We start from the raw sequence: 26,843 nt of genomic DNA, 5'->3' as shown, positions 1-26,843 counted from the left end.
GCGTAAGGGTGAGGTGCTGCGCCCAATGGGGCAGCACCTCACGGGATGGCACGGCGTCCATAACCGCGGTGCTCGCCGTTGTACGCATCACGAGCGCATAGCCGTGAGGCGTACAAAAAGCGCCACGACCGTTAAGCCGTGGCGCTTCTCCCGCTGCATGCCGCCAATCGGCCATGCAGCTAACCCCTAGGTCGCTGCATCTACATGGCAGCGGCTTCTTCTCCCAGCGGCAGCGTGTAATACTGCGCCTGCTGCCCTTCATGCTGCTGGTACACAACGACCAGCAGCGTCCGGCCTTTCGCGGCAAGCGGGCTGGCGCCAGCTAGCACACGCTCAAGCCGGAACGGAAGCACATCCAATACGGTGTGCTTCTGCAGTTCCTTTTCGCCGAGACCAAGGTCGGCGAAAGCACGGGCACCCATGACCGTCTGTGCGGTCATGGCCGAGGTCATCGGCAACGCACGCGAAGCGTTGCCGTCCACCATGTCCGCCGCTCCATCCGCGGCGGACCCTGTTGCGTCGCCCGAAGTGAGCGACGCTGCAACCCCGGCTTCGCTGCCGATTACACCCGCCGCATCTGCGGCAGAGTCTTCCTCGGCAGCAGCCGAACTTGCCCCAGCGGCACTCGGACCCGTGCCGCTGCTTTCGAGCCATGCCGTGCCTGCGGCGCCGGCAACACGTGGCAGACGAACGTCTTCCGGACGTTCAGCCAATGTTTTCATATAACCCGCCCACTGGTCTTTCTGGAGCGGATCTTCCCACCAGATTTTGCGCGGTTTGTATTTGTGGCCGAGGAAATAGTCGAGCTTCATCAGGCCGAGCACGATATCCATATGCGGCGTGTTCCGCGACTCCAGGAAGCTGTGCAGACGAGTGAACAGATCCTCCAATTGGTGACCGATCTTCTGCCACCCCTGACCCTCCCAGTAATCCCCGAATGCTTGGAAGAAATCAAATGGTGAGTTGAACTCCTGCTCCATCAGGTACTTCAGCGTATGGTCCATCCGGTGTGCGTTCCAGTATTTCTCCAACACATCCTCCAGCCGCTTCAGGCGCACGATGTCGCTGAACGGCAGCACGTCGCTGCCCAAAATCTCATACGGCGCGTGATCCATATACGTATAGTTGTACTTTTCCGCATCCAGACGCAGACCCGTACCACGCAGCATTTTGAGGAATCCGAGCTGAAGTTCTTCTGGTCCCAATGCAAACACATCGTTAAACGTCTTGCGGAACGTATTGTAATCTTCCTCCGGCAGTCCAGCGATGAGATCCAGATGCTGGTCGATTTTGCCACTGGCTTTTACCTTATTCACGGTCCGGCTCAGCTTGGTAAAGTTCTGGCGACGTTTCACCAGTTCATTTGTCGGATCGTTCGTAGACTGTACCCCGATCTCGAACCGGAATGTGCCTGGTGGCGCATTCTCTGCCAGATAGTCGAGTACCTCGGGACGCATAATATCCGCCGTAATTTCAAACTGAAATACTGTCCCCTGATGATTCTCGATCAGGAATTTGAACATTTCGAGCGCATAATCCCGCTTGATGTTAAACGTCCGGTCCACAAACTTAATCAGCTTCGCACCCTTCTCGATCAGGTACAGAATGTCCGACTTCGTACGCTCAATATCGTAATACCGCACACCCACCTCAATACTGGACAGACAGAACTGACAACTGAACGGACAGCCCCGACTGGTCTCAAAATAAACAACCCGTTTCCCCAGCTCCGGGATATCCTCATCAAAACGATGCGGTGACGGCAGATCGTTCAGATCCGCCTTTGGCCGTCCTGGCATGAGAATGACCTCTTCCCCTTTGCGATACGCCAGTCCATAGACAAAGTGGAACTTCTTGCTTCCTTCCAGCTCCATCAAAAGCTGATGCAGCGTCTCTTCCCCTTCACCCATCACGATGAAATCAACATTGGGAATCCGGTTCATCCAATATTCCGTGTCATAGGACACTTCCGGCCCGCCTAGCAGAATTTTCACGTCAGGCATAACCTTTTTCAGATTATCAATGACCTTGATCGTCTCTTCAATGTTCCAGATGTAACACGAGAACCCAATCACGTCCGCCCCACGCTGGTACAGATCAGATACAATGTTCATCACCGGGTCTTTAATCGTATACTCCGCCAGGTCAATATCAAAATCCTTCTCACTGTACGCCTTCAGACACCGCAAGGCCAAGGAGGTATGGATGTACTTTGCATTTAATGTAGAAAGAATAACCTTCATGGTTCACAACCTTTGCCTGGACACCCAGACCATATTTTTTTTGGTAAAAAGAAAGCTGCACAGCCATCCTGCCCCGGATGCTGTTCATCTAAACCTCTTTTGAACTCGCCATTCCATGTCTCATGGACATATCCAACTTTTGTCTTTCAAAGAGTGGACACTCTTTTCAAAAAGACATATACACCTCGCTAAACCCAAACCACAACATACAGTATAAAAAACGCACATCGAACCTACATATTGTATAAGATGCGGTCAGCCATTCCTAACGCCAATGTCCACCCTTTGAAAGACAATTCGCCACCATTTGTCCACTCTACAGAGACACGACAACCAACTTCAAACTCACTTCAATCTGTAAAATACCTCATTCACATTCCATCCAAAATTCGATATCCACATATTACTGTCTTGAGCTTTGAAGCTTGAGACTCTAGCGTCGAACCTGTGCCAAACACTTTTCCCGTATCATGGATAAATCATCGACTTGCACGAAGCATATATATCAACTTTTAATCAATTAAGCTTTACGCGTCATGAACTTCAAAGACCTGAAAGCGCGAACGTAACAACAATCCTCACTTCATCCCAACCAGCCAAACTCGCTCATAATTGATCATAACTCACTCATACCTACTCATACCTACTCATACTCATAAAACGCATCATCATCCGTATCCACTTCTTCGCCCGATTGCTTCTGGAAAAACTCCAGGAACGGCAGTCCGTACTTGCGATACTTGACCTCACCGACCCCTTTGATATCCAGCATGTCACGTTCTGTCTGTGGGCATACCACACTCATCTCACGCAGGGTCGCATCATTGAAGATAATGTACGATGGTACATGCTCTTTCGCCGCCAAGTCGCGCCGAATCAGACGAAGCTGTTCAAATACCGTCTCATTAACCGCAGATGGCATCGCATCGCGTCCGCGACGTCCACCATAGTTCGTACCCGAAGCCGTTGCTGCTGTCTTGCGGACAACACGCTGCATCACTTCACGCTGGCCTTTGAGCACTTCCACCGCTAGTGGTTGCAGACGTACAACTGGATACTGTCCCTCAGACAGCATCAGATATCCTTCCGATACCATCACGTTGATGATCTCCGAAATCTCACGTTCTGTCCGATTACCCATCACGCCGTAGGTTGGCAGAGAGTTGAAGCCATAATCGAGCACTTTTTTGGCACGGGAGCCTTTGAGCACCGAAGCGACCAGCGATACACCATACCGTTCACGCATGCGGTGAATGCAGCTGAATATTTTCTGTGCATCAATCGTCATGTCTACCAGCTCGCGGTCGTCCGTACAGGAACTGCAAGTACCGCAAGGTGTATCGTCATGCACCTCACCGAAATAATCCAGCTGCGCACTGCGCAGACAACGCGTCGTGTAACAGTAATCCACCATCTGTTGCAGCTTCCGGTAATCGTTCTGTTTACGGTCGCCGTCCATCGGATTCTGCTCAATCAGGAACTTCTGGGTGATAATGTCCTGTGCCCCGAATAACAGAATACACTGGCTTGGCTCTCCATCCCGGCCTGCACGTCCGGCTTCCTGCACGTATGCCTCCATATTTTTCGGCATGCTGTTATGAATAACGTAACGCACGTTCGATTTATCAATCCCCATCCCGAACGCATTGGTCGCCACCATCACTCGGATATCATCGTACAAAAAAGCTTCCTGGCTCTGGGACCGTTCATCGTCCGTCATCCCGGCATGGTAGCGTCCTGCGGGCAATCCCGCTTGCAACAAACGCTGATGCAGATCGTCCACGTCCTTACGAGTCGCGGCGTACACAATGCCCGGCTCGCTGGCATGCTCGCGCGCATAATTCAGGACAAAATCCTTCTTGCTCTCGCCACGCAGCACGCTAAACGCCAGATTATCCCGCCCAAGTCCGGTCACATATGTCTGCGGGTCCTGCAAACGCAGCAACCGCAGAATATCACCCATGACCTCGGGCGTCGCTGTAGCCGTAAAGGCCGCAACCACCGGCCGCTCCGGCAAACTATCCACAAACGGCGCTACCGCCAGGTAGCTTGTCCGAAAATCATGTCCCCACTGTGACACACAGTGGGCCTCATCCACGGCAACGCAAGAGATCGGCAAATAGCCCATCTCCTCGCGGAACCAATCCAGCTCCAGTCGCTCAGGCGCGACATAGAGCAACTTCAGCTCACCGCGCTGCGCCGCGCGGATGCGATCATTCACTTCTTTGCCGCTAAGTGTACTATTAATGTACGCGGCAGCAATTCCGGCGGTCGTCAACGCATCGACCTGGTCCTTCATCAATGAGATCAACGGGGAGACAACAAGCGTCAGTCCCGAATATAACAGAGCGGGGATCTGATAACAGATCGACTTACCGCCCCCGGTTGGCATAATACCCAACGTATCTTCACGTTCGAGCAGGCTGGCTACGATCTTTTTCTGTCCCTCACGGAAGTCGGGGTAGCCATAATATTTTTGCAGGAGACCCTGCGCTTCTTCTAATGTAGGTGTTTGCACACTCATGTAAAGACTCCTTACTTATCACCGGTGTTTTTCCACCAGCTTGGTCCGATCCGATTCTGACATCCGAAAGCGGCACATATGCCGCATCCTTGACAACAAAATGGCGTTCTCATGACTTGTCCGTCAAGCAAACGCCGCTCCCTTTAGTTTAACGGCCCAGCCCCGAATGAGCAACCGCGTTTTACTGTAAAACGTTTGAAGCCCCTTCATTAAAATAAAAACAACCGTCCTGCCCTAGTTGGACAAAACGATTGCATTCATTTCAACATACAATAAGAGCTTAATTAACAACTAGTTTGTACTGTATACGCTCCTAGCCTTTCAATGACTGTATCTCAGACTCAGTTAGCCCACTCAATCATAGAAGCTTCGTCATGTAAATATTTCTGGCGCTCTTCATACAAACGACGTGCTTCCCGATCCTGACTCAAGAACTCCAGCGAATCCATTACTTTCTTAACCCCAGATTCATTCATGTTGTATCACCAACTCTTGCATTCATACGATAATACAATCCTTTCCTCTGCATCAGTTGTTCATGCGTTCCATCCTCGGCAATTCGACCATGTTCCATCACAAGGATGCGAGAGCACTGACGAGCAACCTCCATGCGATGTGTGACAAGCAATCCTATTCTGCCTTTCATAAAGCTCAACAAGTGATTCATCACCTTCTGTTCTGTCTGAATATCCAGTGATGACGTTGGTTCGTCCAGAATATACAGGTCAGATGACCTCATAAAGAGTCTGGCAAGCGACAGTCGCTGTTGTTGGCCTCCAGATAGATTGGCCCCTTTCTCATGCAACATTGCTGCGTATTGTCCTTCCTGTGCCTCAATATATTCATGCAAACCTGCCTGCTCTGCCGCAAACTTCACTCTGTCCAATGTAACGTCTGAACTCAGACGAATATTATCTTCAATCGTTCCTGTGAAAAAAGTTGGTGTCTGCGGCATAGACGTCAGTCTGGATTGGTTATCCATTTCTATATACTCTGCAACATGTTTATCACCCAGCAATATGCTTCCGTTTGTTGGCGGGATCAGCCCTGCACACACTTGGCACAGTGTAGATTTGCCAGCACCACTAGCGCCAACTACCGCAACCAGTTCACCAGGAACCAGATTAAACGTAATCTGATCCAGAATGTTCCGACCACTGTCTTCATCGGTTAATGTAACCTGTTGAAGACGTAGCATAGCAATTTCTTTCTCTTTATGTGCCCCTTTTTGTGTACTCCCTTGATCTTGGTTACAAATTCCCTGTGCAAGTTCCTCGTGCTTGGTATTGGATGCGTCTGTCTTCTTGTTCTCCGCCAATTTCAACCATGCAGAGATACGTCCAAATGCACCCACGCTGGCTTGCATCTGACTCCACTGGCTGGACAAGCCGAGTACTGGCCACACTACCAGTTCAAACAGCAGACTACTTGCAACAACCATGCCCGGAGACAAAGTTCCCCTAGCCGCTGACAAAGCAATAAGGAACAACGCTGCCAATTGAGCCAGACCAAACACCGCCATCGCCACGTTATCCGACATGCTCAGGGTCATCTGCAACTTAGCCTGAACACGATTCAGTGATTGCTGTTGTGTCCGAAAACGAGCGAGAAACCACGGTGAAGCATTATACATCTGAATCACCGGTATCCCTTCAACATACTGTTGGATCTGTTCTTGGGACTCGCCTTCCCTGGATTCGACCTCATCGGACAGATGTACAATTCGCTGATCATACAACCTCGCCGTGAACCAGATTGCCCCTGCACTTACCAAGGCAATAACCGCAACCCATGCATCTGCTCTGTACAAGTATCCCAGCGATAGAGCAATGATGAATACAACCGTAACACCCTCTGCAATAGCCTCCACAACTTCTGCACCATGCTTGGTGTCTTCCTTGATGCGAAGCATCACATCCCCGGACTTCTGTCTGCGCACCCAGGAATAGGGCATCCGATTTAACAGTTTCAACAGATCCATGGACATATCCCGTTGCATCGATTCCTTAAGCCATACCAGCACATAACGATGCATCGCGAGCAATACGATAAACCCTGCCAGAATGGCGATAAAGATCATCGCCGTAGCGTTTAACTGCTCCTGTCCCCCATCATGAATAGCATCCACGAAGAATCCCTGTACAAAGGCAAGTCCCCAATCAAAGACCGCATCTGCTGCGATAAAAATAAGCAAGATCGCTACAGCTAATCCATAAGGCTTCATCCAGCGAAAAATAACGGGCCACACCGTTGCCAGTGATACAGCTTGCTTTGGGTCATCTGGAACATCACTTTCGTTTATCTGATGATGAGCTTCATTTTCATTATTTTCATTTATCTCATATGCTCCGCTTTTCTCATGACCGGTTTTCATTTCAACGTCATCGGCATATGCTGCACCTTCGATCTTGTTACTCATGCTGTTCCTCCACTTCCGTATCCTGCTCCGCAATATAACCTCGATATCCGTTTGCACGATCCAGCAATTCACGATGAGTCCCCGTATCTTCGACGCGTCCCTTCTGAATATAGATGACCTGATCTGCCCGTTCTATCAGCGATAATCGATGAGTAACTGCAATAACCGTTGTGCCTTTGTCAGCAGTGATTCGGGCAAAGAGATCATTCAATCGCTGCTCATGCCACGGGTCTTGGGATGAGGTCGGTTCATCCAACAATAGAATATCCGGGTTCCTCAGCAGCGCTCTGGCTAGACTAATACGCTGAAGCTCACCACCCGACATCGTCCCGCCTTGCGGCTGAAGCTCTGTCCCATAGCCGAGCGATTGACGCATAATCGCGTCATGTGCATGCGTCATATGGGCCGCAACCTTTACTTGATCGGCAGATATCCCCTCTTGTCCAAAAACAATATTCTCTTCCACTGTACCTGTGAAGATAAAGGCTTGTTGCGGAACATATACCTGATTGACATTCCCTGTCTGAACTTCGTGCATATCCTTCAGTGAATTCTTCTGATTCATGACCTGGATCGAACCAGTAACAGGTGTATCTAATCCGGCTATTAATTTCAATAACGTGGTTTTCCCGCATCCACTTGGCCCTGTGATTACAGTAAGCCTTCCTTTCTTGGCCTCAAAAGAAATATCTGTTAACACTTCTTCTTGCTCCGCATACCTATAAGACACATGCTGCACGTTAATGCCAGCCAGTTTAGATTGTTTTTCAATTTCACCTGAACCCGGTTCGGATCGTACATATGTATTTGTACCGGTATTAGCAACCGTGTTCTTTCTCTCCAAATCCAGCACCTCAAAGATTCTGGATGCATGAGAAGCCGAACCAATAAAATCATTCCACAGCCCAGATAACGATTCAATCGGACGTGTTAACTGACTGCTTGCTACCAGAAAAGCTGCCAGTCCGCCTACATCCATATGTCCATTCAGGACCTGCATGCCGCCTAGATAGAGAATCAGAATCATGCCACCATACGTTGAGACCCGTCCGGCTACTTCCGAAAGTCGTTGTAACACAGATACGGACATCGTATGTCTGAACACCTGATCCATTCGATCTTTAAAATGATGGTGTACATAACCCGCCAGTCCGTAACTTCGGATCTCAACTGGGGCTTGGATGATTTCAGTCAGTATCTCATCTCTTGACGCTGCGCTGGCATTCAACTGATCATGCTGTCTTTGTAGACGTTTACCAAGTCCTACCGTTACAAGAGGATAGATCAATGTGAATGCAATGATAGCCAACGACAGCGGCAAGTTCACCCAGCTGAAGTAAGCAAAGGCAAGAATCAGCTGAATGATATTTTTCGCGAGTTCAATGCCATGTTGGTTGATCCCCTTCTGTGCTTCCTTGGCTGAAGTCCAGACCCTAGAGGTTAGGTCACCTGTATGATAATGTGCCAGGTCACGTGTCTCTGTGTTGCTAAAGGATGAGAGCAGTAGAGACTGCACAGACAATAATGTCTTTTGCTGGAATAACGTCTCGACCCTCGTCATGAATGCGGTTACAATCAATCGTAATACTACAATGCTAACGCCTATGATCAACCCAGAGTAGAGTAACGAAAACTGTGCTTCAGTCGCGCCTTTGACCAGTCTTCGGATCGATTCCAAATAACCGACCTCAATCAGGGAGACCAGACATGCGGCGAAAAGTAACAGAATGATGAACATACGGTACTTGCCCGTTAGTGTCCATAATCGAGTTAACATGCCTAACGTTGTATAAGTTCTTTTGTCAGCAAACATGGATGCTTTCTCCAATCTTGTCATTAAATTATGTACTTGGTTATGATATCATCGGTGATAAGGAAAAAATGAACATTTATTGCTGTAAGTACTATTAGAAGTAGGGAGATTGATATGCAACACGATTTGCTAGACACATTGGATAAGCTATTCGACTACATAGAAGACCATATTCAAGACAAATTAACGCTGGATCATCTGGCATCTGTGACTCATATATCCAAATTCCACCTGCATCGCATGTTCAAACATGTCAGCGGACAATTGCCTGGAGAATACATTCGTTCACGCAAATTGGCACGCAGTCTCGAGCAATTGGTGAATCTGAACTGGAAGATTATCGATATCAGCGGACATTACGCTTTTGAACATGAACAATCCTACATACGTGCTTTCAAACAAGCCTTCGGCATTACACCCCTGCAGTATCGCAAACAGGGAGCTGGAAACCTTGAATTCACAGCCCGCATGACTTCGTCCATGATCACAACGCTTCCATATGGATATATTTTCAAACCAACGTATGTACGAAAACCGGCTATGAAACTCATTGGGCAACGGTCCCACATTCGGTATGCAGATAACGAAGAGCACTATGAAGCCAATTCAGCAGGCAACGACTTTTTTGAAAAACACTTTCATTCGATTCCTAACGTGTTGCAACCCAACGTATATATCGGATTTACCAATGAAATTAACGAGGATTACAGTACATATCAGCCGTCTGTAGAGGTCACCAGTCTGGATCATATTCCTGAAGAACTGGACGGAATTGAGGTCCCGGCCAACCAGTATGCCGTATTCAAATTCGTCTGTGATTTCCATCCAAGTCTGATCCATATTGATCATTTGGACAGTGTCTGGACATTTATTGATGAATATTGGCAGAGCCATTCGGGGTACGAGAAGAGTGATCCATACTATTTTGAAAGAATTGACGGCAGTCTGGCTCAAGACCACTACGGAGAGTTGGACATTTATATTCCTGCAAAGCAAATATCACTGTAAGCTGCAATTGGAGGATCAACCTTATGGACTCAAATACTCAAGCTAATTCAAGTTCATCCCATACAGATTCTCGCAAACCTTGGATACGTAGACACCCTATTCTCACTACATTTACATTGTTGATTCTTGTACTGTTTGCCACTGTATTCCTGTATTTCTGGCTCCGTCCTTACTTCTCCACGTTTGACCGTTCTGAGAAAGGAGAATTAAGCTATTCCATGCCTTCACGTAATGGTGACTATACTGCCGAAATTTACGGTGTACCTTACGGTGGTGCGGCAGGCGGCGTTACAATCTGGGTCGATGTAAAGAAGACAAATGCCCCTGAGGACGCCACGGTAAAAACGATCTATCGTGCCAAGCACCACGGAAATAACCATCTTGAATGGGAAAGTGAAAACACACTCCGGATTGAAAACTGGAATGAATATACGGATGAAACCATGACCCTCAATATCGATGACGAAATATATGATGGATGGGGTTGGGCGTGTAAGAGCTTACGGATGAAAGATCAGTCTGTGCGATGCTTGGCACCCGAAAAGTAAAACAACTTAGCAGCTAATATGACGGCCCTGAACACTCGACGGCTCATCTAGATGCGTAATCCTAACTGCACCACATGTCAGAATTCCCAACGCTCTGTATGCCTTGTGAAAATTTCACCCAATGCTACTTTCATTACACCATGGCAGGAGATACACGCGGCACGAGATACACGCGGCACGAGAAGCGTTAAAAGCCCCTCTCACCGACTCTTTCGGTTGAGCGGGGCTACTCTTGTTCTGCAAGTTATCGTTTATCAACTTATGCTTCATTGTGGTCTGCATAAGCTCAGTCACTACCAACTTCGTAGCTATCGGACTTTAAACATATGGCAGCATTATAAATTTATCTATTATATCTATTCTACCTCTTAATCTGCTTCTGCTTCTGCTTCTGCTTCTGCTTCTGCTTCTGCTTCTGCTTCTGCTTCTGCTTCTGCTTCTGCTTCTGCTTCTGCTTCTGCTTCTGCTTCTGCTTCTGCTTCTGCTTCTGCTTCTGCTTCTGCTTCTGCTTCTGCTTCTGCTTCTGCTTCTGCTTCTGCTTCTGCTTCTGCTTCTGCTTCTGCTTCTGCTTCTGCTTCTGCTTCTGCTTCTGCTTCTGCTTCTGCTTCTGCTTCTGCTTCTGCTTCTGCTTCTGCTTCTGCTTCTGCTTCTGCTTCTGCTTCTGCTTCTGCTTCTGCTCGCAATTGTGGCTTACACTCTATTTCCAATCAACCCTTATTTTCACTGATCCATCCTATCGCATCCTACCAGCAACGGATAAGTTTCTTTGTTATTTCACTTCTATTTCAATCTATTTTCTCTATCTCTACTCCCACTTCGAACTCTTCTGTCCTCATCTGTCCCAGTTCATCTCCCTATTTACGCGGTGACACTTCGCCACGTTCTTCCCGCTCCTTCATCTCTTTACGTACCACCACTTCGAGCTTCTGCCGATTGGCAAGCAATCCGGGATCGTTGGGCAAGTACTCACGGGCTTTGGTGTTATGCATCAATGCCTGCTCCCAGTTGCCCAGATGAGCATAACAAAGGGATAAACGCGCATGTGGCAGCCATGTACGGCAAGCCATAGGCACTGGACGCAGACCCGGATCGCGGCTGCTCACGTCCACCGCCTGCATATACCAGTAGATCGCCGAGACGGGTTCCTGCCGTTCATGGAAACAGGCCGCAATAGCGCAGCAGAAATCGGCATGTGGCAGATCATACTGGAACGATTGCAACAATGCTCCGAGCTTACGGCCCGGCTCACCCAGTCGTTCATAACATTCCGCTAACCGCGTGCAGGCAATCAGGCGATCCTCGCGGTAACCGCTTGGCTGCTCCAGCAGCTTCGCGTACCCGCGTGCAGCCGCCGCATAACGCTGGCGATCATAACATTCGCCTGCATAATAAAACAGCAGGCGACCTTGGGCTACGCCCTCTTCGGCGATCCATTTGCGCAGGATGCGCACGTTTCGCGCCGAATGATGTCCCGCTTCGCGGCGATGCGTGACGGCAATGTCTGCCGTAATGACCTCGCCCCGCGGGAAGTTAAGCTGCTCGTGCAGCCGGCCATGCCAGCGGCACCCGGCATCCCGCTTGACCAGGCGAAGGCGTCGGTCCGTCACAAGTGGACTTCCCTCCGCTCCCTCGGCCAGCGTGTAGTTCAAGATCACAGCTTCCGTCTCCCCCCCGGACGGAAGCTGCTGCTTCAATACCTCCAGCTTCGCCCGTTCCGCGGGCAGCAGCACATCATCCGCATCCAGCCACAGGATATACTCCTGCGTGGCCTTGGCGAATGACTCGTTCCGCGCTGCGGCAAAGTCTTCTTTCCATTCATACGTGTAGACATGGTCGGTATACTGCGCAGCGATGTCCATCGTGCGGTCCGATGAACCGGTATCCACAATGACGATCTCGTCCGCGATGCCAGCAACCGAGTCCAGACAGCGCGCCAGCGTGCGTTCCTCGTTCTTCACAATCATGCACAGACTGATGGTGATCACGTTTTGAGCCCCTTCCTGTCGTACGCGTATTGCAATATGTCGATCATGCAAGTTCCCCTATTTTCTAATTAACTCAAGTCCATAGTTCCGGTGTACCTGCAGTAATTTTAATCTCTCAGGCACATGACTTCTTATATCCTATCCTGTTACACTCGTATCCGATGTTACACTTCTCCATTCTCCTGACGGCGAAGCCGTTTCACCTGCTCCACCGCACTGTCCAGTGCCTTCTTGTGCTGCTTCATTACCCGGAGATGATTATGTTCCACCTCGGCAAAATGAACATGATCCAGCGCCATCCACTCCATCAATTGATCCAAAGTCGGCGACATATGCAGCTGAGTTCTCCGCCGTTTGCGGGCCACACAACATAGATATTTATGATGAACTTCGAGTTTCAAGACTTCAAAATACGGCATCAGGGTCATCGCCAGGCTTCCCGCATAGAAGGTCTGCTTGTGGTCATAGAACGGGTGATATCCATACGGCACGGTCACAACCAGTGTCCCCTCCTCTTGCAGCAGCCGATGAATCTGGACCAACAACGTCTCCGGATGAGCAAAATGTTCCAGCACTTCTCCAAGCAGCACAGTATCAAAGGTCGTCCGTACTTTCCATTGCGTAATATCCAGCATTCGAAAATCCACATTGTTCCGAACTGGCCTAGACTCTTTGGCAAGCTCAGCTTGCGCATATCGAATACTATCTTCCTCCAGATCAATCCCTGTCACACGAAATCCTTCACGTGCCAGCAAAATAGACGTAATGCCCTGACTGCACCCGACATCCAGGATGCGTTTGCCTGTCGCCTCACGACACATCCAGTGGATACGTGTTCTTGTCGCTTCATGAGAATCTTCCGAATTGATCTCGCCGTAATAGCGTTCACTCACTCGATCATGATTCGCCATAGGTTTCTCCTGTTTTCACTCGGTGAACCGGCTGGCCCAGAACCATAATATTTCCCCCGTGGCATCCGGCCGTTGCATTGCGTGTATCAAAAATCAGCTTTGCATGATCCGCCATCTCCTGATAATCGAATGCCGAATGATCCGTGGTGATGATCACCAGATCAGCTCCTGCCCACAATTCCGGTACAGCAGGCCGAGACTGGAGCATCGTACCGTCATCCTTCCGGAAGACAGGCACCATTGGATCGGTGAAAACCACATCTGCGCCCGCTACGCTCAGCAGCCGAAAAACGTCCAATGCTGGCGATTCGCGCAAGTCGTCAATATCTTTTTTATAAGCCATACCCGCCAGTACAACACGTGCTCCCCGCACAGATACACCATTCTGCTTCAGCAGCTCCGAGGCACGCTTCACTACTCTCTCCGGCATTTGCCGATTGGTTGCATCCGCCAGCTGGATGAATTGCAGCTCCGATCCCTGACGGTTTGCTGCCCAGGACAGATAGATCGGATCGATTGGGATACAATGTCCGCCGATACCGGGACCGGGATAGAAGGGCATATAACCAAACGGCTTGGTTGCCGCCGCATTCAGTACTTCCCAGATGTTTACACCCATCTGTTCACAGGCCGGGGTCAACTCATTCACGAGTGCAATATTGACACTGCGAAATGTATTTTCGAATAATTTTGCCGTCTCCGCTACCGTTGTTGAACTAACCGGAACAACTTCGTTGAGGAATAAGCCGTAGAACTGTTTACCATAATTCAGACAAGCTGGTGTGGAGCCGCCAATAATCTTCGGGGTATTTTTCACACCATAATGAACACTGCCCGGATCTACCCGCTCCGGAGAATAACAGACGTAGAACTGTTCTCCAGCTCGCCAGCCGTTTGCCACTTCAATCGGTTGTTTCACGCGTTCTTCCGTTGTGCCCGGATAGGTCGTGCTTTCCAATATAACCAGGCTGCCTTCCTGCAAATACGGAGTCATGCCATCCACCGCGGCCGAGATATACGAGATATCCGGTTGATGATCGGCAGTCAGCGGAGTGGGCACACAGATCACGATGACATTCGCCTGTCTCACCGCTGCATAATCGGTGCTTGCCGTGAATAATCCAGCCTGCATAAGCGACTGCACAACATCATCTTCTATACCTATGACATACGAATTCCCGGCGTTCAGCTTGGCTACCTTGGAAGTATCGATGTCAATCCCGTGGACTTGATAACCGGCCTGTGCTATCTCTACAGCCATGGGTAAACCAACATAGCCTAGACCAATGACAACAGCTTTTAGGGAGCGGTCATTAATATGTTGTATGAGGTTACGTTGCTGTAACTCTTCATTACCTTCGTGCTGGTTGTGCTGATGATTTTCTTCCATTCCTACCACCTCCAAACGCTCCGCCTCCCCTCGGTGGGCGTGTCTGAAAACTCCGAGCGAGTTTTCAGACACGCCCTAATCGATATAGCCACCTGCACGCAAAAACCGGGCAATCGCTGGTTTGTTCATCATGGCACTGTCCGAGCGATACTCGGAGAAGTTCACACGTGGCAGACTGCTGTACTGATCCGTCAGGCTCTTGTCCTTGTGCTCCGGCAGGATGACATAATACTGCGCATCGTATTGGTACGTACGCGGCGCTTCAAAGGGCGAGATCAACACTTCATGCAATTTCTCGCCTGGACGTATTCCCGTCACCTTATAATCGAAGGATGGACGACCTGCCTGTTCCAACATGACGGATGCAAGTTCCGTCATCTTGCAAGCTTTCATTTTCATCACAAAAGTCTCTCCGCCCACGGCCGCCTCAGCCGCCTTAAGCAGTAAATGTATAGCTTCGGTACGCGTCAGGAAAAAACGGGTCATGCCTTTGTCCGTAATGGTCGGGCTTTTGCCTTCATCGATCTGACGCCGGAACAAAGGCACAACACTGCCGCTGGTTCCAAGCACATTGCCCCCGCGGATGCAGACAAACCGGGTACCTTCACTTAGCCAGTTGGCACGGATCATCATTTTTTCACCCAAAGCCTTGGTCATGCCATATACGTTAATCGGATCTACCGCCTTATCGGTGGACACATCGATGACTTTGGCAACCTGCATGCGTATCGCAGCCCGAATAATATTCTGCGTCCCGATTACATTGGTCTTGAACGCTTCATCAGGTTGGTCCTCGCAGACCGGAACGTGCTTCAGCGCAGCCAGATGGAAGAGCACATTCACACCTCTGCATGCATCTTCCACTGCCCGATAATCGCGGATATCCCCAATGATGAATCGCAGACGCGGATCATGGTTGAACTCTCGCTGCATCGCAATCTGGGCGTATTCATTACGTGACAGAAGGCGAATCTCAGCCGGGTCCTGCTCCAGCAGTACCTCAGTCAGCTTTTGACCCCAGGAGCCCGTTCCTCCAGTGATCAGAATCGTTTGTCCTTGAATCATGGATGAATCCCTCCCTGATCAGATCATGAATTCGCGTAGTACCTGTGCCATCTCATCCCGGCTTAACCGGTCTTTGGGCGGTACCTTTTTGGTTGAAGTATTGCTCGAATGCACGATGTTGACATAATTGCGCGGAGCAAGCAGCTCGTGCGGCAGTTCAATGACATTGCCATGTGTACCTCTGCCCGGAAGCTTGACCCGGTATCCTGCTGCGTATTCGGCTGTCTTATATAAGTAGACATAGAATTGCGGAGAACGGTGAAACGCTGGTGCCATCTCGTTATTCACACTGTCCCACAGATATCCGTTCTGGTTAATCAATGCCATCGTCTGCTGCTGCGGTTGAATATCGTAGAGTTGTTGAACAAAAGTTTTATGGTATAAATCATCCGAATCCAGACGGGCAATATAGAGCTGCTCCGTACCTTTGGCAAACGCCAAAATGGCACGCACACTCTCGATATTGGTTCCAAAACGAATATTGGAGGGAAGCGGCTCCTGACCCGCCAGAATCTCCTGCATTAATTCCCCGGATTCCTTGGACAACTTCACCACTGTGAGGAAATCCTGATTCGTCTGTGCCTTCAGGCAATGCAATGTGAACGTGCGGAAGATGCTCATCCGACGTTCCAGCCATTCCCGCGTCAATCGCTGCGGGTCCATCCCGTAATTGTTGAAGTTAATCTCAATCACAACTTTCCTGGACATAACATTCCTCCTCATGAACGCTGCAAATTCCGTTTACCGGATACAGACTGTTTTCATAGTTTTGATGCTGTCTTCCTACGAAGACCATCTTCTATCTATCTGATTGCTTACAAGCCACATCTCGCTTGTGAATCCAGCACTCTATATCGTATGAAACGTTGATAGAAGCGGTACCGACAGATGTACTAACTTTCATATAAATAGATTGATATACAACTGAAGATGACGCCCTTTGGGTCAAACGTACATATCGTTACGGTATTCGCAACATAGAATAGAACAGTTCAATTTTCAAAGGAGGCAACCCATCAATGAATTCGATCTATCTTGAAATGGAAGGTGTGCTTGATCAGCTCGAAGCGGCACTTCTGGAACACCGACCGCTGTCTCTTGTAAGAGTCGGTGATGGCGAGAATATCGTCATGTCTCAAGAAACCGTATGGCCTACGGAACAGGTCCTTCAGGAGCGTTGGGCCAAGAAAGCCAACCTAGGGCAAAAGGGACTTCGTCTTCCCAACCCGAAACTACGGGATGAAGTCGCCGCTTCCTTGCAACGTGCCGATATCGTGGGCATTCTTCCTCGTGGTGACAGCACCATCAATGCTCCCGATTATCTCAAAAGACCCCTGACCGACATGGTATTTGCACACTTTGGCATCTCTCCTCCACTGACTTGTCACGCCTGTGTCAATCGGGAACTGGCGCAGAACCCGCGTTTCTGGCAGATGCTTGCAGGCAAGCGTGTGTTACTCGTTACCCGTGAGATTGAGGAACTGCGTGTGATGCTCGAACGTGAGCCCTATAATCTAAACATTGTGACTGCCCTGCCCTTCGACAGCTATGATCAAATGGATGAAACGCTGCACTGGATTCAGAATAATCAACAGACCTTCGATGTCGCTCTCTTCTCCTGTGGCGTCAACGCGGTTATCCTTGCGGAGCGAACAGCCGCACTCGCAGGCAAAGTTGCTATCGATTTTGGCAAAGCCAACAACATCATTCTGAAAGGCCGTGCCAACTGATCATGGACAGTTCCAAACTTTAGATTCGTGATTTGTATTGAAACGTGCAGATGCTGTACGGCAAAAACCCCCGACTTCTTAAGCCGGGGGTTTCTTGCTGAGCGCTAGTCGAAACCTATCGCTGCATTGTCTTGCGTTTCTGGGGTATGAAGCGAACTCTGCCGTCAACGGAAGTGATGACGAAGCACTCTGCCTGTTATATTTCGCCTTTCACTACTAACCGGTGGCTGCAATACCATATAACATCTCCGGCCCGGTTCTTACTGCTGTGGACACCCCCGAGATGAACGAAGTATACACACTTTCCAATGCTGGTGGTGCAGCTAGATCCTGAGCTGTGAACGAATGAAATTCGGCACCTCCGTTCTGTCCAATCGTACCTTCAGCACGGTAGATGATATAGAAAGGATCATATAAAAAACCCCGCACAAGCTCCACAACAAAGGTATCTCCCAGTTCTCCCGTAACACCTACTGTCCCGTTCAACGTAATAATGGGATTCACCACACCCTGCGTCTGCAGACCAATGGTGCCGAAAGCTGTCGGGGATTCTGACAGTGACAAACCGGGCTGTCCTACGGTTGCCGAGTTCATCGAAGTTCTCATATCGAGAAACACGCCCATGAGTAACACCTCCAATGCTATGGGATACCCTATCCTATGAATCTCACTACTCTTATGATTGGATGTATAGCAGATTGTATGAACCTATTTTTATTTGTCGACTGTTAATGGTATATTGAACTGCATAACGAAAATGAACGGATCGTATGCACACAAGCGGTACAGGCTGTTCAGAAGGAGATTACTATTCATGAATAAACGCAAACGTCCAACAGGCAAGACATCGGCCTCGGCCAAGGGGAAATCTTATACAGGTTCATCTTCAGCACGTTCCGGCAAGTCCAACTTCTCATCTGCCAAAACATCAGGTGCTTCCGCATCTCGTAATACGGAGGAGAATAAGAAGCCAATAACCGCGAAATCATCGGGTGCACCCAAGAAAGCTGGAGGCAACAAACTCAAAAATGCCAGCGCATCCAAACGACCAGGTAATTCCTACTATCGCAAGCAGGAACCACCACGCCAGTACAAAGTGACCAAACCCGATGAACTGTTGAACTTCCTGTTGCAGCATTTGAAATCAGGACGGAACGCAGTGAAGTCCATTCTGGGTCGTGGACAGGTATCCGTGGATCAGAAGGTCGTAACCAAGTTTAATGAAGCGCTGACGCCAGGTCAGATTGTCTACATTCGAAAAGAAGGTGCAGTCGCTGCTCCGTCCTTAACGGGTATTAACATTTTGCATGAAGACGATGATATCATTGTGATCCGCAAGGAAGCCGGACTGTTGTCCATTGCCGCAGACAAGACAGATGACCTCACGGCTTATCGCCAACTGACAGAGCATGTACGCCGCACCAATCCGCTCAACCGGATCTTTGTTGTCCATCGTCTGGATCGGGATACATCGGGTGTGATGATGTTTGCCAAAAGTGAAGAGGTGCAGCAGAAGCTGCAAAACAACTGGAAAGAAAATGTGCAGGACCGCGTCTACGTTGCCCTTGTTGAAGGTTCAGTAGCCAAAGAAGAAGGCACCATCTCTTCTTGGTTGAAGGAAACCAAAACGCTGAAAATGTACTCCAGTTCTCGTCCGAATGATGGACAACACGCCATTACACATTACAAACGTCTGAAATCGAACCGTGAGTTCTCCCTGCTGGAAGTGCGTCTGGAGACAGGCCGTAAAAATCAGATTCGTGTGCATATGGAAGATCTCGGACATCCGATTGCCGGTGACAGAAAATACGGCGCACGTACAAGAGACCTCGGCCGTCTCGGACTTCATGCACGTATACTCTCGTTTATCCATCCCACAACGGATGAGTTAATGTCATTTGAAACGGATATTCCGAAGCCATTCCTGTATCCGTTCCGTGCAGAAATTCCACCTGCGAAATAACTGCACCTCTAATGTGTGCATATATAGAAAATTCACTAATCGATTGATCATGCCTGAAAGGAGGAACGGACACTGAAAAACCTGTTAATCACCGGTTACCGGGCACATGAATTGCAGATTTTTGGACAGAAACATGAAGGTATTCCATTTATCAAGAAGGCCATTGCCTCCCGTCTCACTCCCCTTGTCGAGGATGGTCTGGAATGGGTGCTGACGCCGGGACAATACGGTGTGGACCTGTGGGCCTGCGAAGTAGTGATTGATCTAAAGAAGACGTATCCACATCTGAAGCTGTCGATCATCACTGCCTTTCAGAACCCTGAGGAGCAATGGAAAGAAGACAAGCAGGAGTATTACCGTTCCATCCTCTCGGGTGTGGACTATTACGGTGCGATTAGCAATCAACCTTATATCGGGCCGTGGCAGTTCACTGCACGGGATGATCTGTTGCTCCGTAAAAGCGACGGTCTTCTCCTCGTCTATGATGAAGATGCCGGGGAAGGCAGTCCCCGTTTTGTGAAGGAAAAAGCCGTGAAGAAACAGCAGAACGAGGACTATACAATCATCAGTGTCACTTCAGAGGATATTCAATCTGTAGCTGAGGATGAGCGCATGAACGATGTTATAGACTTTGACGATTCTTCATTCTGAAAAAATGTAGATCATCTGAAGTCCATTCATGCATAGCTTTCATCAGAGGAGAATCGTATTTTGAATGACGTACATATGTTTTTTTTCGAGGCAGGTTGGGTATAAGTAGTATTATAACTGCGATGATATGTCGTATGGGATAAGGGGAACTGCAACCATGACAATTACGCCAGAGCAGCGCATTCAACTGCATGGATTTAACAACCTGACCAAGTCGCTCAGTTTTAATATGTACGATATTTGTTATACCAAAACCAAAGACGAACGCGAAGCTTACATTGAATATATTGATGAACAGTATAACGCCGCCCGGCTGAGTAAAATTCTGAACAATGTCTCTGACATCATCGGAGCCCACGTTCTTAATGTTGCCCAGCAGGATTACGTGCCTCAAGGTGCGAGTGTTACGATGCTTGTCTCGGAAGGTCCGATTGTGGAGATCCCTGAAGAATCACTCGATGAATCTCCCGGCCCTCTGCCAGATAACGTTGTCATGCAGCTGGATAAAAGCCATATCACTGTGCACACCTACCCTGAATTTCATCCCAGTGAAGGCATCAGTACCTTCCGTGCGGACATTGATGTCTCCACCTGTGGTGAGATCTCACCGCTTAAGGCGCTGAATTATCTGATCCACTCATTTGATACGGACATTATGACGATGGATTACCGGGTGCGTGGTTTTACGCGGGATACGAGCGGACGCAAGCTGTTCATTGACCATGAGATCGGCTCGATTCAGAATTATATTCCGGATGAGATCAAGAGCAGCTTCGACATGATTGACGTCAACGTCTATCAAGAGAACATTTTCCATACCAAATGTAAACTGAGGGAATTTGATCTGGATAATTATCTGTTCGGATATACCAAGGATAAACTGAGCAAGAAGGAACAACAGGAGATCACCGAATGGTTGAAGCTGGAGATGGATGAGATCTATTACGGCAAAAACATCAATCGTCCCTCTTAAGAGGTTGTTCAACGATGTATTCATAAGGCAAGATTTAAGACAAGCTATCATGAAGGTAAGGTCCTTCTTTTCAGTGGAACCTGCGTCATGTGCTTGTCTTTTTCTTTGATAACGTTGACAGTGTGCAACTTTATTTTTTATTATAGGAGTAACTGTATCATTTTGCAGTGAAGGAGACTGAGCCCGTGATCGAAACAAATACGACAAGACGTAACGAATCACTGTTACAGGCGCTGACTGCTCAGCACAATGCAATCACCAACAACATCGCCAATGCAGACACGCCTAACTACAAAAAGAAAACGGTAGAGTTTCAGGAAGAGCTTAGACGGATCGTGGAGAATGGCAAAACAGATCAGCTCTCCATGAAGCGGACTCATGAAAAACACTTCCCTATCAGTGATCCCCATTCTTCCATCGTACAGTACCGAATTGTCGAGAACAACGAAACAGCCATGAACAATAACAACAATAACGTTGACATTGACAAGGAAATGGCGAACCTCTCGGAGAATCAGCTTATGTATAACTACATGGTTGATCGGGTCAGTGGACATTACAAAAAAATGAAGAATTTATTGAATGATCTGAAATAATGAATGTACAAGCAGCCCGAAACGGCTGCTTTTTTTTATGGTTCTTTTCCCCTGAGTGTAGCTCGTTTGGTGCCTTTTTCGGTATCCGCTCCTGTTCGTAGTATAATGGGGAGAAACGATTGATTTCATATCGAACAAAAGAGGTGCAACATGTCTCCACGTCATTTAAATGGTTTTCAAGGTTCCAAAGTCAGATTAGCGGCCCCATGCCCGGAAGATTGCATGCGTCTCTCCCGCTTCACAGATGATTATGAATATTTGCGCAACATGGATACCGATATCGCGATCCCGTTAACGCCGGATGAAACGGGTTCTTCGTCTGTCCGCCGCGACAACGGATTTGAATTTGCATTACGTACACTGGAGGGTAACCGATTCATTGGATTCACAGCCCTCTACCGAATTGAATGGAACAATCGCTCCGCTCGTCTGGCCATTGGCATCGGCGAAGAAAATGATCGAGGTAAAGGCTACGGAAGCGACGCTCTGGCTCTGATTCTTCGATATGGATTCCACGAATTGAACCTGAACCGGATTGCGCTGGAAGTCATCGAATACAATGAAGCTGCTAGACGTGCATACCTAAAAGCCGGATTCCAGGAAGAGGGTCGCCAGCGTTCTGCAGTTTTGCGGGATGGCATGCATTATGACCTGATCTCGATGAGTATCCTTGCGGAAGAATGGTCGGCACAGTCTGGGCTTCCCTTATCATTCCGGTCTAATCGTACTCCTGAATCTGGGGATATGGACGCGGGTGGTTTTGCACAACCTAATGGGAACGAACAAGCTGCGCTGTCAATGTCGGAATTAAGTTCTGTTCCAAAAGGTGAATCTGAAATTTCACCTCGCATCGGCGTAGGTGCGGTCATCCTGAATGAACGGGGCGAAGTGCTTCTCGCCTGGCGGAATCGTCAGCCCGAACAGCACACCTGGAGTATTCCCGGCGGGAAAGTCGATCCCTACGAATCACTGGAGACTGCCGTCATCCGTGAAATCAAGGAGGAAGTGAATCTGGATATCGCCATTGACAGTCTGCTCTGTACGGCGGAGACGATCCAGCCACAACAGAAGGAACATTGGATATCCGTGCTCTATTCCACCAAGGTGATTGGCGGTCATGCTCGTAACCTGGAAGAAGGCGGAGCTATCGGTGAGATCGGCTGGTTTCCATTGAATGATTTGCCCTCTCCACTCGCCTGCTTTGCCGTGCCTGGGCTGGAAGCTGTGAAGAAGCTGTATAACCAGAATTAAGCTTGGAGGTGCTTGCAAGTGTTGGAGATTCCTCTTCCTCGACCTGTACCCTTCATTCTGCATGAATCGAGTTCCCAATTCGATTGGAAAGGCAGCGGCTCGTTATCACTGAAAACATTCCGTAACGGAAAAACGCTCTATGAAGCAGGACGTGGTCACTTCGCAGTTAATAATGAGAACTATCTGCTTCTGAATGAGGGCCAGGAATATAGTCTTCACATTGATTCATCTACTCCAGTTGAATCCTTCTGTATCTTCTTCCCTCCCGGTTATGTGGAAGAGATCGGCCGGAATCTAATGACCAGTGATCTTCGGCTACTTGATGAGCCATATAGTTATTCATCCTCAAGCAAGATGGAGTGGGTAGAACGTACATACGCCATGGATAATCGGCTTGGCGCAGCCCTGAATCATTTGCGAAACCTGTACAGTCAAGACACACTGAATTCCTGGGCAATAGCGGAGCAGCTTCATCAGCTCGCTGTTCACATGCTGGATCTACACCGTAACGTTCAGCAAGAGATCAACGAATTGGATATGATCAGACGTTCAACCCGAGAAGAGTTGTACCGAAGAGTGTATATCGGGCATGAGTATATCTCCGCCTACTATGATCAGCCGTTAACGCTAGAACAGACTGCAACGGCTGCACAACTATCCGTGAATCATTTTCTACGCAGTTATAAAAAGTTGTTTGGTACTTCACCCCATCGTTATCTGACCGAATGCAGACTATTGGCTGCGAAGCGGCTTTTGCTTGATTCGGACAGGTCTGTAACTAAAATCTGTTATGATGTGGGCTTCGAAAGCCTCGGTTCGTTCAGTTCATTATTCACTAGACGCTTCCATAGCTCTCCTTCCCAGCTGCGGGCAAAAAGGTGATTATGAAGAAGAACCTCTGAAGAGGAACATCTATAATTAAATTATCTCATCAGATGGAGGTATTCCTTATGAATCATGCAGAACAGATTAATCAACTATTTCAGGCTGCACAGTCTGGAGATGTGGCCAACCTGCAATTATTGCTCGCTTCTCACCCGGAACTCACCAATACTGAAAATCAGGATGGGTTAACTCCGCTGGGATATGCCTCTCATTATGGACAAGCAGAAGTAGTTCGTCTCCTTCTGGAGCATGGAGCAGATGTTAACACCCTTTCTCATTCCAAGATTTCCTTTATTCCGTCCAATACTGCACTACATGCCGCGCTTGCGGGAGAACGTTCGCCAGAAGTTATCCAACTTTTACTCGAACATAGGGCATCCACAAGTATTCTGGACAGCGATGGACAATATGCATTGCACTCCGCAGCATTTCATACGGATCAGATCGAACTTATTGAGATGTTACTTCAGCATGGAGCTGATCCAAACGCGCTAAACTTAGCGGGCCAAACTGCACTGGATATTTCACTTGAGCGTGGTAACACGTCTACAGCTTCATGTCTGCGAGCAGCCGTTACAGCGCATCAGCAATAATGATTAGATAGCGTGAGCAGTACCGCAAATAACCGTCAGGACTCTTTTTGGAGTACAAAGAGAAGGTCTGGCGGTTATTTGTTGTCCGATTACATACCTCTATAGGTGAGAGGCTATATAAGTTGAGCTAAGAATATTTACACTTGCCACTCCGATGACAGAACAACCTTCCGATCGCTGTTATCCCCAGATTTTTTAATTCACTTTTACAAAGGTGAAAATCTGGCGATAAAGGCGAACGCTCCGCTTCTTCACGTTATTTCTGTCCTCTACGTTCTCATGTAAATACTTCGTTCAACTTCTATAGAAATCCCGATACATTATATTTTTTTAGAAAATAAGAACCGTTTGACACTTTACACGGTCTAATATTCAACATATCCAGGAAAGGAGGAGCCATGTGACCCCTTCTCAGCTCACCATCGCCGCACAAAAAGGGGATGCCGAGGCTTTTGCAGCCTTAATGGAATTACATCAGAGCCAACTGTACCGTATCGCCTATGCCTACCTGCATAACGAAGGTGATGCGCTCGAAGCGATTCAGGAATCAACGTTCAGGGCCTTCCATAAACTCAAAAAATTAAAAGAGCCCTCCTACTTTGGCACTTGGCTCATCCGCATACTGCTCAACTACTGTGCGGACGAACGCAAACGTAAAAGTCGGTTCAGTCCCGTCACCGAGATTATTGAATCCAGCAGTTGGGATCGTCCTGCGGACCCCGATCTTGCTGCCGCCGTATCCACCCTTGACCGGGATTGCAAACAGATTATTATTCTGAGTTATTTCGAAGGTTTCTCCTTAACTGAAGTTGCCGATATTCTCGAAATCCCGACCGGAACTGTAAAATCCCGATTACATCGGGCACTCGGACAGCTCCGTGATCAACTTGAAACGAAAGGAGATGTATCCTGATGACGGATGAACAAAACTCATTCGACACATTGGAAGAACGTCTGAATGCTCGAAAGACGGAATATGAAACCATGCCTGTACCGGATGCCGCCTATCAGGCTGTTCAGTCCGGAATCCGCCAGGCTGCCCGCAAACGCAAGTCTCGGCTGCGCTGGTACATGAGCTCCATCTCGGCAGCGGCCCTCATCCTGCTGTTTACCGGATGTATCCGTGTCTCTCCCGCTTTTGCATCCTTCGTGGAGCAACTGCCCGGAATGGAAGGTATTGTGAGCATGATTCGCCAGGACAAAGGATTAATGATGGCCATCGATAAGTCCCTCTTACAGCAGGTCGGTGTCACGGACGAGCATGATGGTACTTCCTTGACCGTTGAAGGCATTATCACAGACGAGTCACGTATGGTCATTTTTTACACAATGAAAGGTATGAAAGATCCCGAGAAATTCAACTATGACATTGATTTGCTGGATGAGAACGGTAAAAATTTACCTGTTGCGTTTAGCTATTCCTCTCTAAATCCAGCTTCAGAAAGTGGAATTTATGAGGATAAAATCGATATCTCATTCACAGAATCTTTACCTCCACAAGAGCTGACCGTTGTATTTAAGAAACGAGGTAAGGAACCGAATAATAAGTGGAAGGTCACATTCCCCGTGGATCACAGCTTAACAAAAGGGATGAAAAAAATCATTCCCGTAAATCAAACAATGACCATGGACGGGCAGCGTATTCATGTGAAACAGGCCATTCTGTATCCCACTCGCCTTGTACTTGATATCGAATATGATCGGAACAACACCAAAAAAATCTTTGGCATTCGTGATCTGCACTTGGTAGATGAGCAAGGCCGAGCATGGAGAATGGATTCATCTTCCATCGGAGGCTCTGGAAGTTCCGTCTTTTTCGAAAGCATGTACTTCTCCACTCCGAAAAAACTGACTCTGCAAGGGTCTGGCCTTTCAGCAGTGGATAAGGAAGAACTGGTTATCAGCATCGATCCCTCTTCAGGTGAAATACAAGGTGGCCCATCCAGTTTAAAATTGCTGAAAAGCACGGTCCAGGGCAAAAATCTGATCCTCGAGTTTTCAATTGCAGATGCTCAAAATGCTACTTCAGGGCTATCATTTACCAACATTGAGGACAGTAAAGGAAACCCTTTCGACATTAATGAAGTAAGCTGGAGCCCTTCCGTCTTTGAAGCAAGAGTTGTCATTAAAGATGGAGCCGCAGCCAAAGGAAATCTGACAATGGAAATATTCTCTTACCCTGATCAAATTCGTGCACCGTTCTCTATTGAAATTCCTGTGACTCCCTAAAGAAAATGTAACAGCCATAATTGCAAGCCACACGACGTATTCATGCACTATAATGAAAATATTAAA

The 26,843-nt window shown here is 48.3% G+C and carries 24 protein-coding genes and 1 pseudogene; 13 read left to right on the top strand and 12 right to left on the bottom strand.

Translation table 11 applies throughout. The annotated features are described in order from the left end of the window. Positions 1-200: 200 nt before the first annotated feature. The 5 genes from MHB43_RS07860 to MHB43_RS07840 all read right to left on the bottom strand — a co-directional run bounded on the left by MHB43_RS07860 (position 201) and on the right by MHB43_RS07840 (position 8,999). A complete protein-coding gene (locus tag MHB43_RS07860; RefSeq protein WP_405131662.1) occupies positions 201-2,243 on the bottom strand; it encodes a B12-binding domain-containing radical SAM protein in 2,043 nt (680 codons plus the stop codon). A 643-nt stretch (positions 2,244-2,886) separates the two neighbouring features. Then, on the bottom strand, positions 2,887-4,767 hold the full coding sequence (gene recQ / locus MHB43_RS07855) for a DNA helicase RecQ (protein WP_036610632.1): 1,881 nt from the start codon (positions 4,765-4,767) through the stop codon (positions 2,887-2,889). Positions 4,768-5,108: 341 nt separating this feature from the next. After that, positions 5,109-5,243, bottom strand: coding sequence for a hypothetical protein (locus tag MHB43_RS07850; RefSeq protein WP_405132496.1), 135 nt, complete (start codon positions 5,241-5,243; stop codon positions 5,109-5,111). Further along, positions 5,240-6,991 (bottom strand): ABC transporter ATP-binding protein, encoded by a 1,752-nt coding sequence (locus tag MHB43_RS07845; RefSeq protein WP_405132406.1) that lies wholly within the window; start codon positions 6,989-6,991, stop codon positions 5,240-5,242. The genes MHB43_RS07850 and MHB43_RS07845 overlap by 4 nt, the downstream gene beginning before the upstream one ends. Positions 6,992-7,178: 187 nt before the next feature. After that, on the bottom strand, positions 7,179-8,999 hold the full coding sequence (locus tag MHB43_RS07840) for an ABC transporter ATP-binding protein (RefSeq protein WP_405131661.1): 1,821 nt from the start codon (positions 8,997-8,999) through the stop codon (positions 7,179-7,181). Positions 9,000-9,113: 114 nt separating this feature from the next. On the opposite strand from MHB43_RS07840, the gene MHB43_RS07835 reads away from it, so the two are divergent. Together MHB43_RS07835 and MHB43_RS07830 are read left to right on the top strand one after the other, a co-directional pair. Further along, the gene (locus MHB43_RS07835) at positions 9,114-10,007 is read left to right on the top strand and encodes a helix-turn-helix domain-containing protein (RefSeq protein ID WP_221822509.1); all 894 of its coding nucleotides are present in this window, start codon (positions 9,114-9,116) and stop codon (positions 10,005-10,007) included. A 23-nt stretch (positions 10,008-10,030) separates the two neighbouring features. Continuing rightward, complete coding sequence (locus MHB43_RS07830) at positions 10,031-10,555, top strand: DUF5412 family protein (protein WP_405131660.1); 525 nt, start codon at positions 10,031-10,033, stop codon at positions 10,553-10,555. 368 nt (positions 10,556-10,923) lie between these two features. Here the strand turns inward: MHB43_RS07830 and MHB43_RS07825 are convergent, their stop codons facing one another. The 6 genes from MHB43_RS07825 to MHB43_RS07800 form a co-directional block, all read right to left on the bottom strand. Next, entirely contained in the window at positions 10,924-11,238 is a 315-nt protein-coding gene (locus MHB43_RS07825) for a hypothetical protein (protein WP_405131659.1), read from the bottom strand. A 171-nt stretch (positions 11,239-11,409) separates the two neighbouring features. Continuing rightward, positions 11,410-12,540 (bottom strand): glycosyltransferase, encoded by a 1,131-nt coding sequence (locus tag MHB43_RS07820; protein ID WP_405131658.1) that lies wholly within the window; start codon positions 12,538-12,540, stop codon positions 11,410-11,412. Between the two features lie 164 nt (positions 12,541-12,704). Continuing rightward, positions 12,705-13,451, bottom strand: coding sequence for a class I SAM-dependent methyltransferase (locus tag MHB43_RS07815; RefSeq protein ID WP_405131657.1), 747 nt, complete (start codon positions 13,449-13,451; stop codon positions 12,705-12,707). Continuing rightward, on the bottom strand, positions 13,438-14,841 hold the full coding sequence (locus MHB43_RS07810) for a nucleotide sugar dehydrogenase (protein WP_405131656.1): 1,404 nt from the start codon (positions 14,839-14,841) through the stop codon (positions 13,438-13,440). The genes MHB43_RS07815 and MHB43_RS07810 overlap by 14 nt, the downstream gene beginning before the upstream one ends. Before the next feature lie 75 nt (positions 14,842-14,916). Then, entirely contained in the window at positions 14,917-15,906 is a 990-nt protein-coding gene (locus MHB43_RS07805) for a polysaccharide biosynthesis protein (protein WP_339183048.1), read from the bottom strand. A gap of 18 nt (positions 15,907-15,924) precedes the next feature. After that, on the bottom strand, positions 15,925-16,614 hold the full coding sequence (locus MHB43_RS07800) for a glycosyltransferase (RefSeq protein WP_339183046.1): 690 nt from the start codon (positions 16,612-16,614) through the stop codon (positions 15,925-15,927). A 311-nt stretch (positions 16,615-16,925) separates the two neighbouring features. On the opposite strand from MHB43_RS07800, the gene MHB43_RS07795 reads away from it, so the two are divergent. Then, positions 16,926-17,636 carry a GT-D fold domain-containing glycosyltransferase gene (locus MHB43_RS07795; protein ID WP_339183044.1) on the top strand — a complete coding sequence of 237 codons (711 nt, stop codon included), beginning with the start codon at positions 16,926-16,928 and terminating at the stop codon, positions 17,634-17,636. A gap of 216 nt (positions 17,637-17,852) precedes the next feature. Here MHB43_RS07795 and MHB43_RS07790 read toward each other — a convergent pair whose 3' ends face one another. Further along, on the bottom strand, positions 17,853-18,260 hold the full coding sequence (locus tag MHB43_RS07790; RefSeq protein WP_091015180.1) for a hypothetical protein: 408 nt from the start codon (positions 18,258-18,260) through the stop codon (positions 17,853-17,855). A 190-nt stretch (positions 18,261-18,450) separates the two neighbouring features. Here MHB43_RS07790 and MHB43_RS07785 point away from each other — a divergent pair, with 190 nt between their 5' ends. From MHB43_RS07785 to MHB43_RS07740, 10 genes and pseudogenes are all read left to right on the top strand, one after another. Beyond that, positions 18,451-19,599, top strand: a complete 1,149-nt coding sequence (locus tag MHB43_RS07785; protein WP_405131655.1) for an RluA family pseudouridine synthase — start codon at positions 18,451-18,453, stop codon at positions 19,597-19,599. Positions 19,600-19,671: 72 nt separating this feature from the next. Beyond that, on the top strand, positions 19,672-20,250 hold the full coding sequence (locus MHB43_RS07780; protein WP_221819353.1) for a DUF1273 domain-containing protein: 579 nt from the start codon (positions 19,672-19,674) through the stop codon (positions 20,248-20,250). A gap of 157 nt (positions 20,251-20,407) precedes the next feature. Further along, positions 20,408-21,223, top strand: coding sequence for an adenosylmethionine decarboxylase (speD, locus tag MHB43_RS07775; RefSeq protein ID WP_036610662.1), 816 nt, complete (start codon positions 20,408-20,410; stop codon positions 21,221-21,223). A 185-nt stretch (positions 21,224-21,408) separates the two neighbouring features. Beyond that, positions 21,409-21,819, top strand: coding sequence for a flagellar basal body rod protein FlgB (gene flgB / locus MHB43_RS07770; protein WP_336759609.1), 411 nt, complete (start codon positions 21,409-21,411; stop codon positions 21,817-21,819). Positions 21,820-21,969: 150 nt separating this feature from the next. Then, positions 21,970-22,458 (top strand): annotated as a pseudogene (locus MHB43_RS07765) (GNAT family N-acetyltransferase); the annotation flags it as partial. Between the two features lie 159 nt (positions 22,459-22,617). Further along, complete coding sequence (locus MHB43_RS07760; RefSeq protein WP_036611088.1) at positions 22,618-23,070, top strand: NUDIX domain-containing protein; 453 nt, start codon at positions 22,618-22,620, stop codon at positions 23,068-23,070. A gap of 18 nt (positions 23,071-23,088) precedes the next feature. After that, positions 23,089-23,952, top strand: coding sequence for a helix-turn-helix transcriptional regulator (locus MHB43_RS07755; RefSeq protein ID WP_405131654.1), 864 nt, complete (start codon positions 23,089-23,091; stop codon positions 23,950-23,952). 68 nt (positions 23,953-24,020) lie between these two features. After that, complete coding sequence (locus MHB43_RS07750) at positions 24,021-24,548, top strand: ankyrin repeat domain-containing protein (protein WP_405131653.1); 528 nt, start codon at positions 24,021-24,023, stop codon at positions 24,546-24,548. A gap of 400 nt (positions 24,549-24,948) precedes the next feature. Then, positions 24,949-25,461, top strand: a complete 513-nt coding sequence (locus MHB43_RS07745; protein WP_313771414.1) for a sigma-70 family RNA polymerase sigma factor — start codon at positions 24,949-24,951, stop codon at positions 25,459-25,461. After that, positions 25,461-26,777, top strand: coding sequence for a DUF4179 domain-containing protein (locus MHB43_RS07740; RefSeq protein WP_405131652.1), 1,317 nt, complete (start codon positions 25,461-25,463; stop codon positions 26,775-26,777). Before MHB43_RS07745 ends, MHB43_RS07740 begins: the two co-directional genes overlap by 1 nt. The last annotated feature ends 66 nt before the right edge of the window (positions 26,778-26,843 follow it).

This window comes from Paenibacillus sp. FSL H8-0317 (assembly GCF_045040685.1).
In the GTDB taxonomy this organism is placed as follows: Bacteria; Bacillota; Bacilli; order Paenibacillales; family Paenibacillaceae; genus Paenibacillus.
This window is presented reverse-complemented; position numbering and strand designations above follow the sequence as displayed.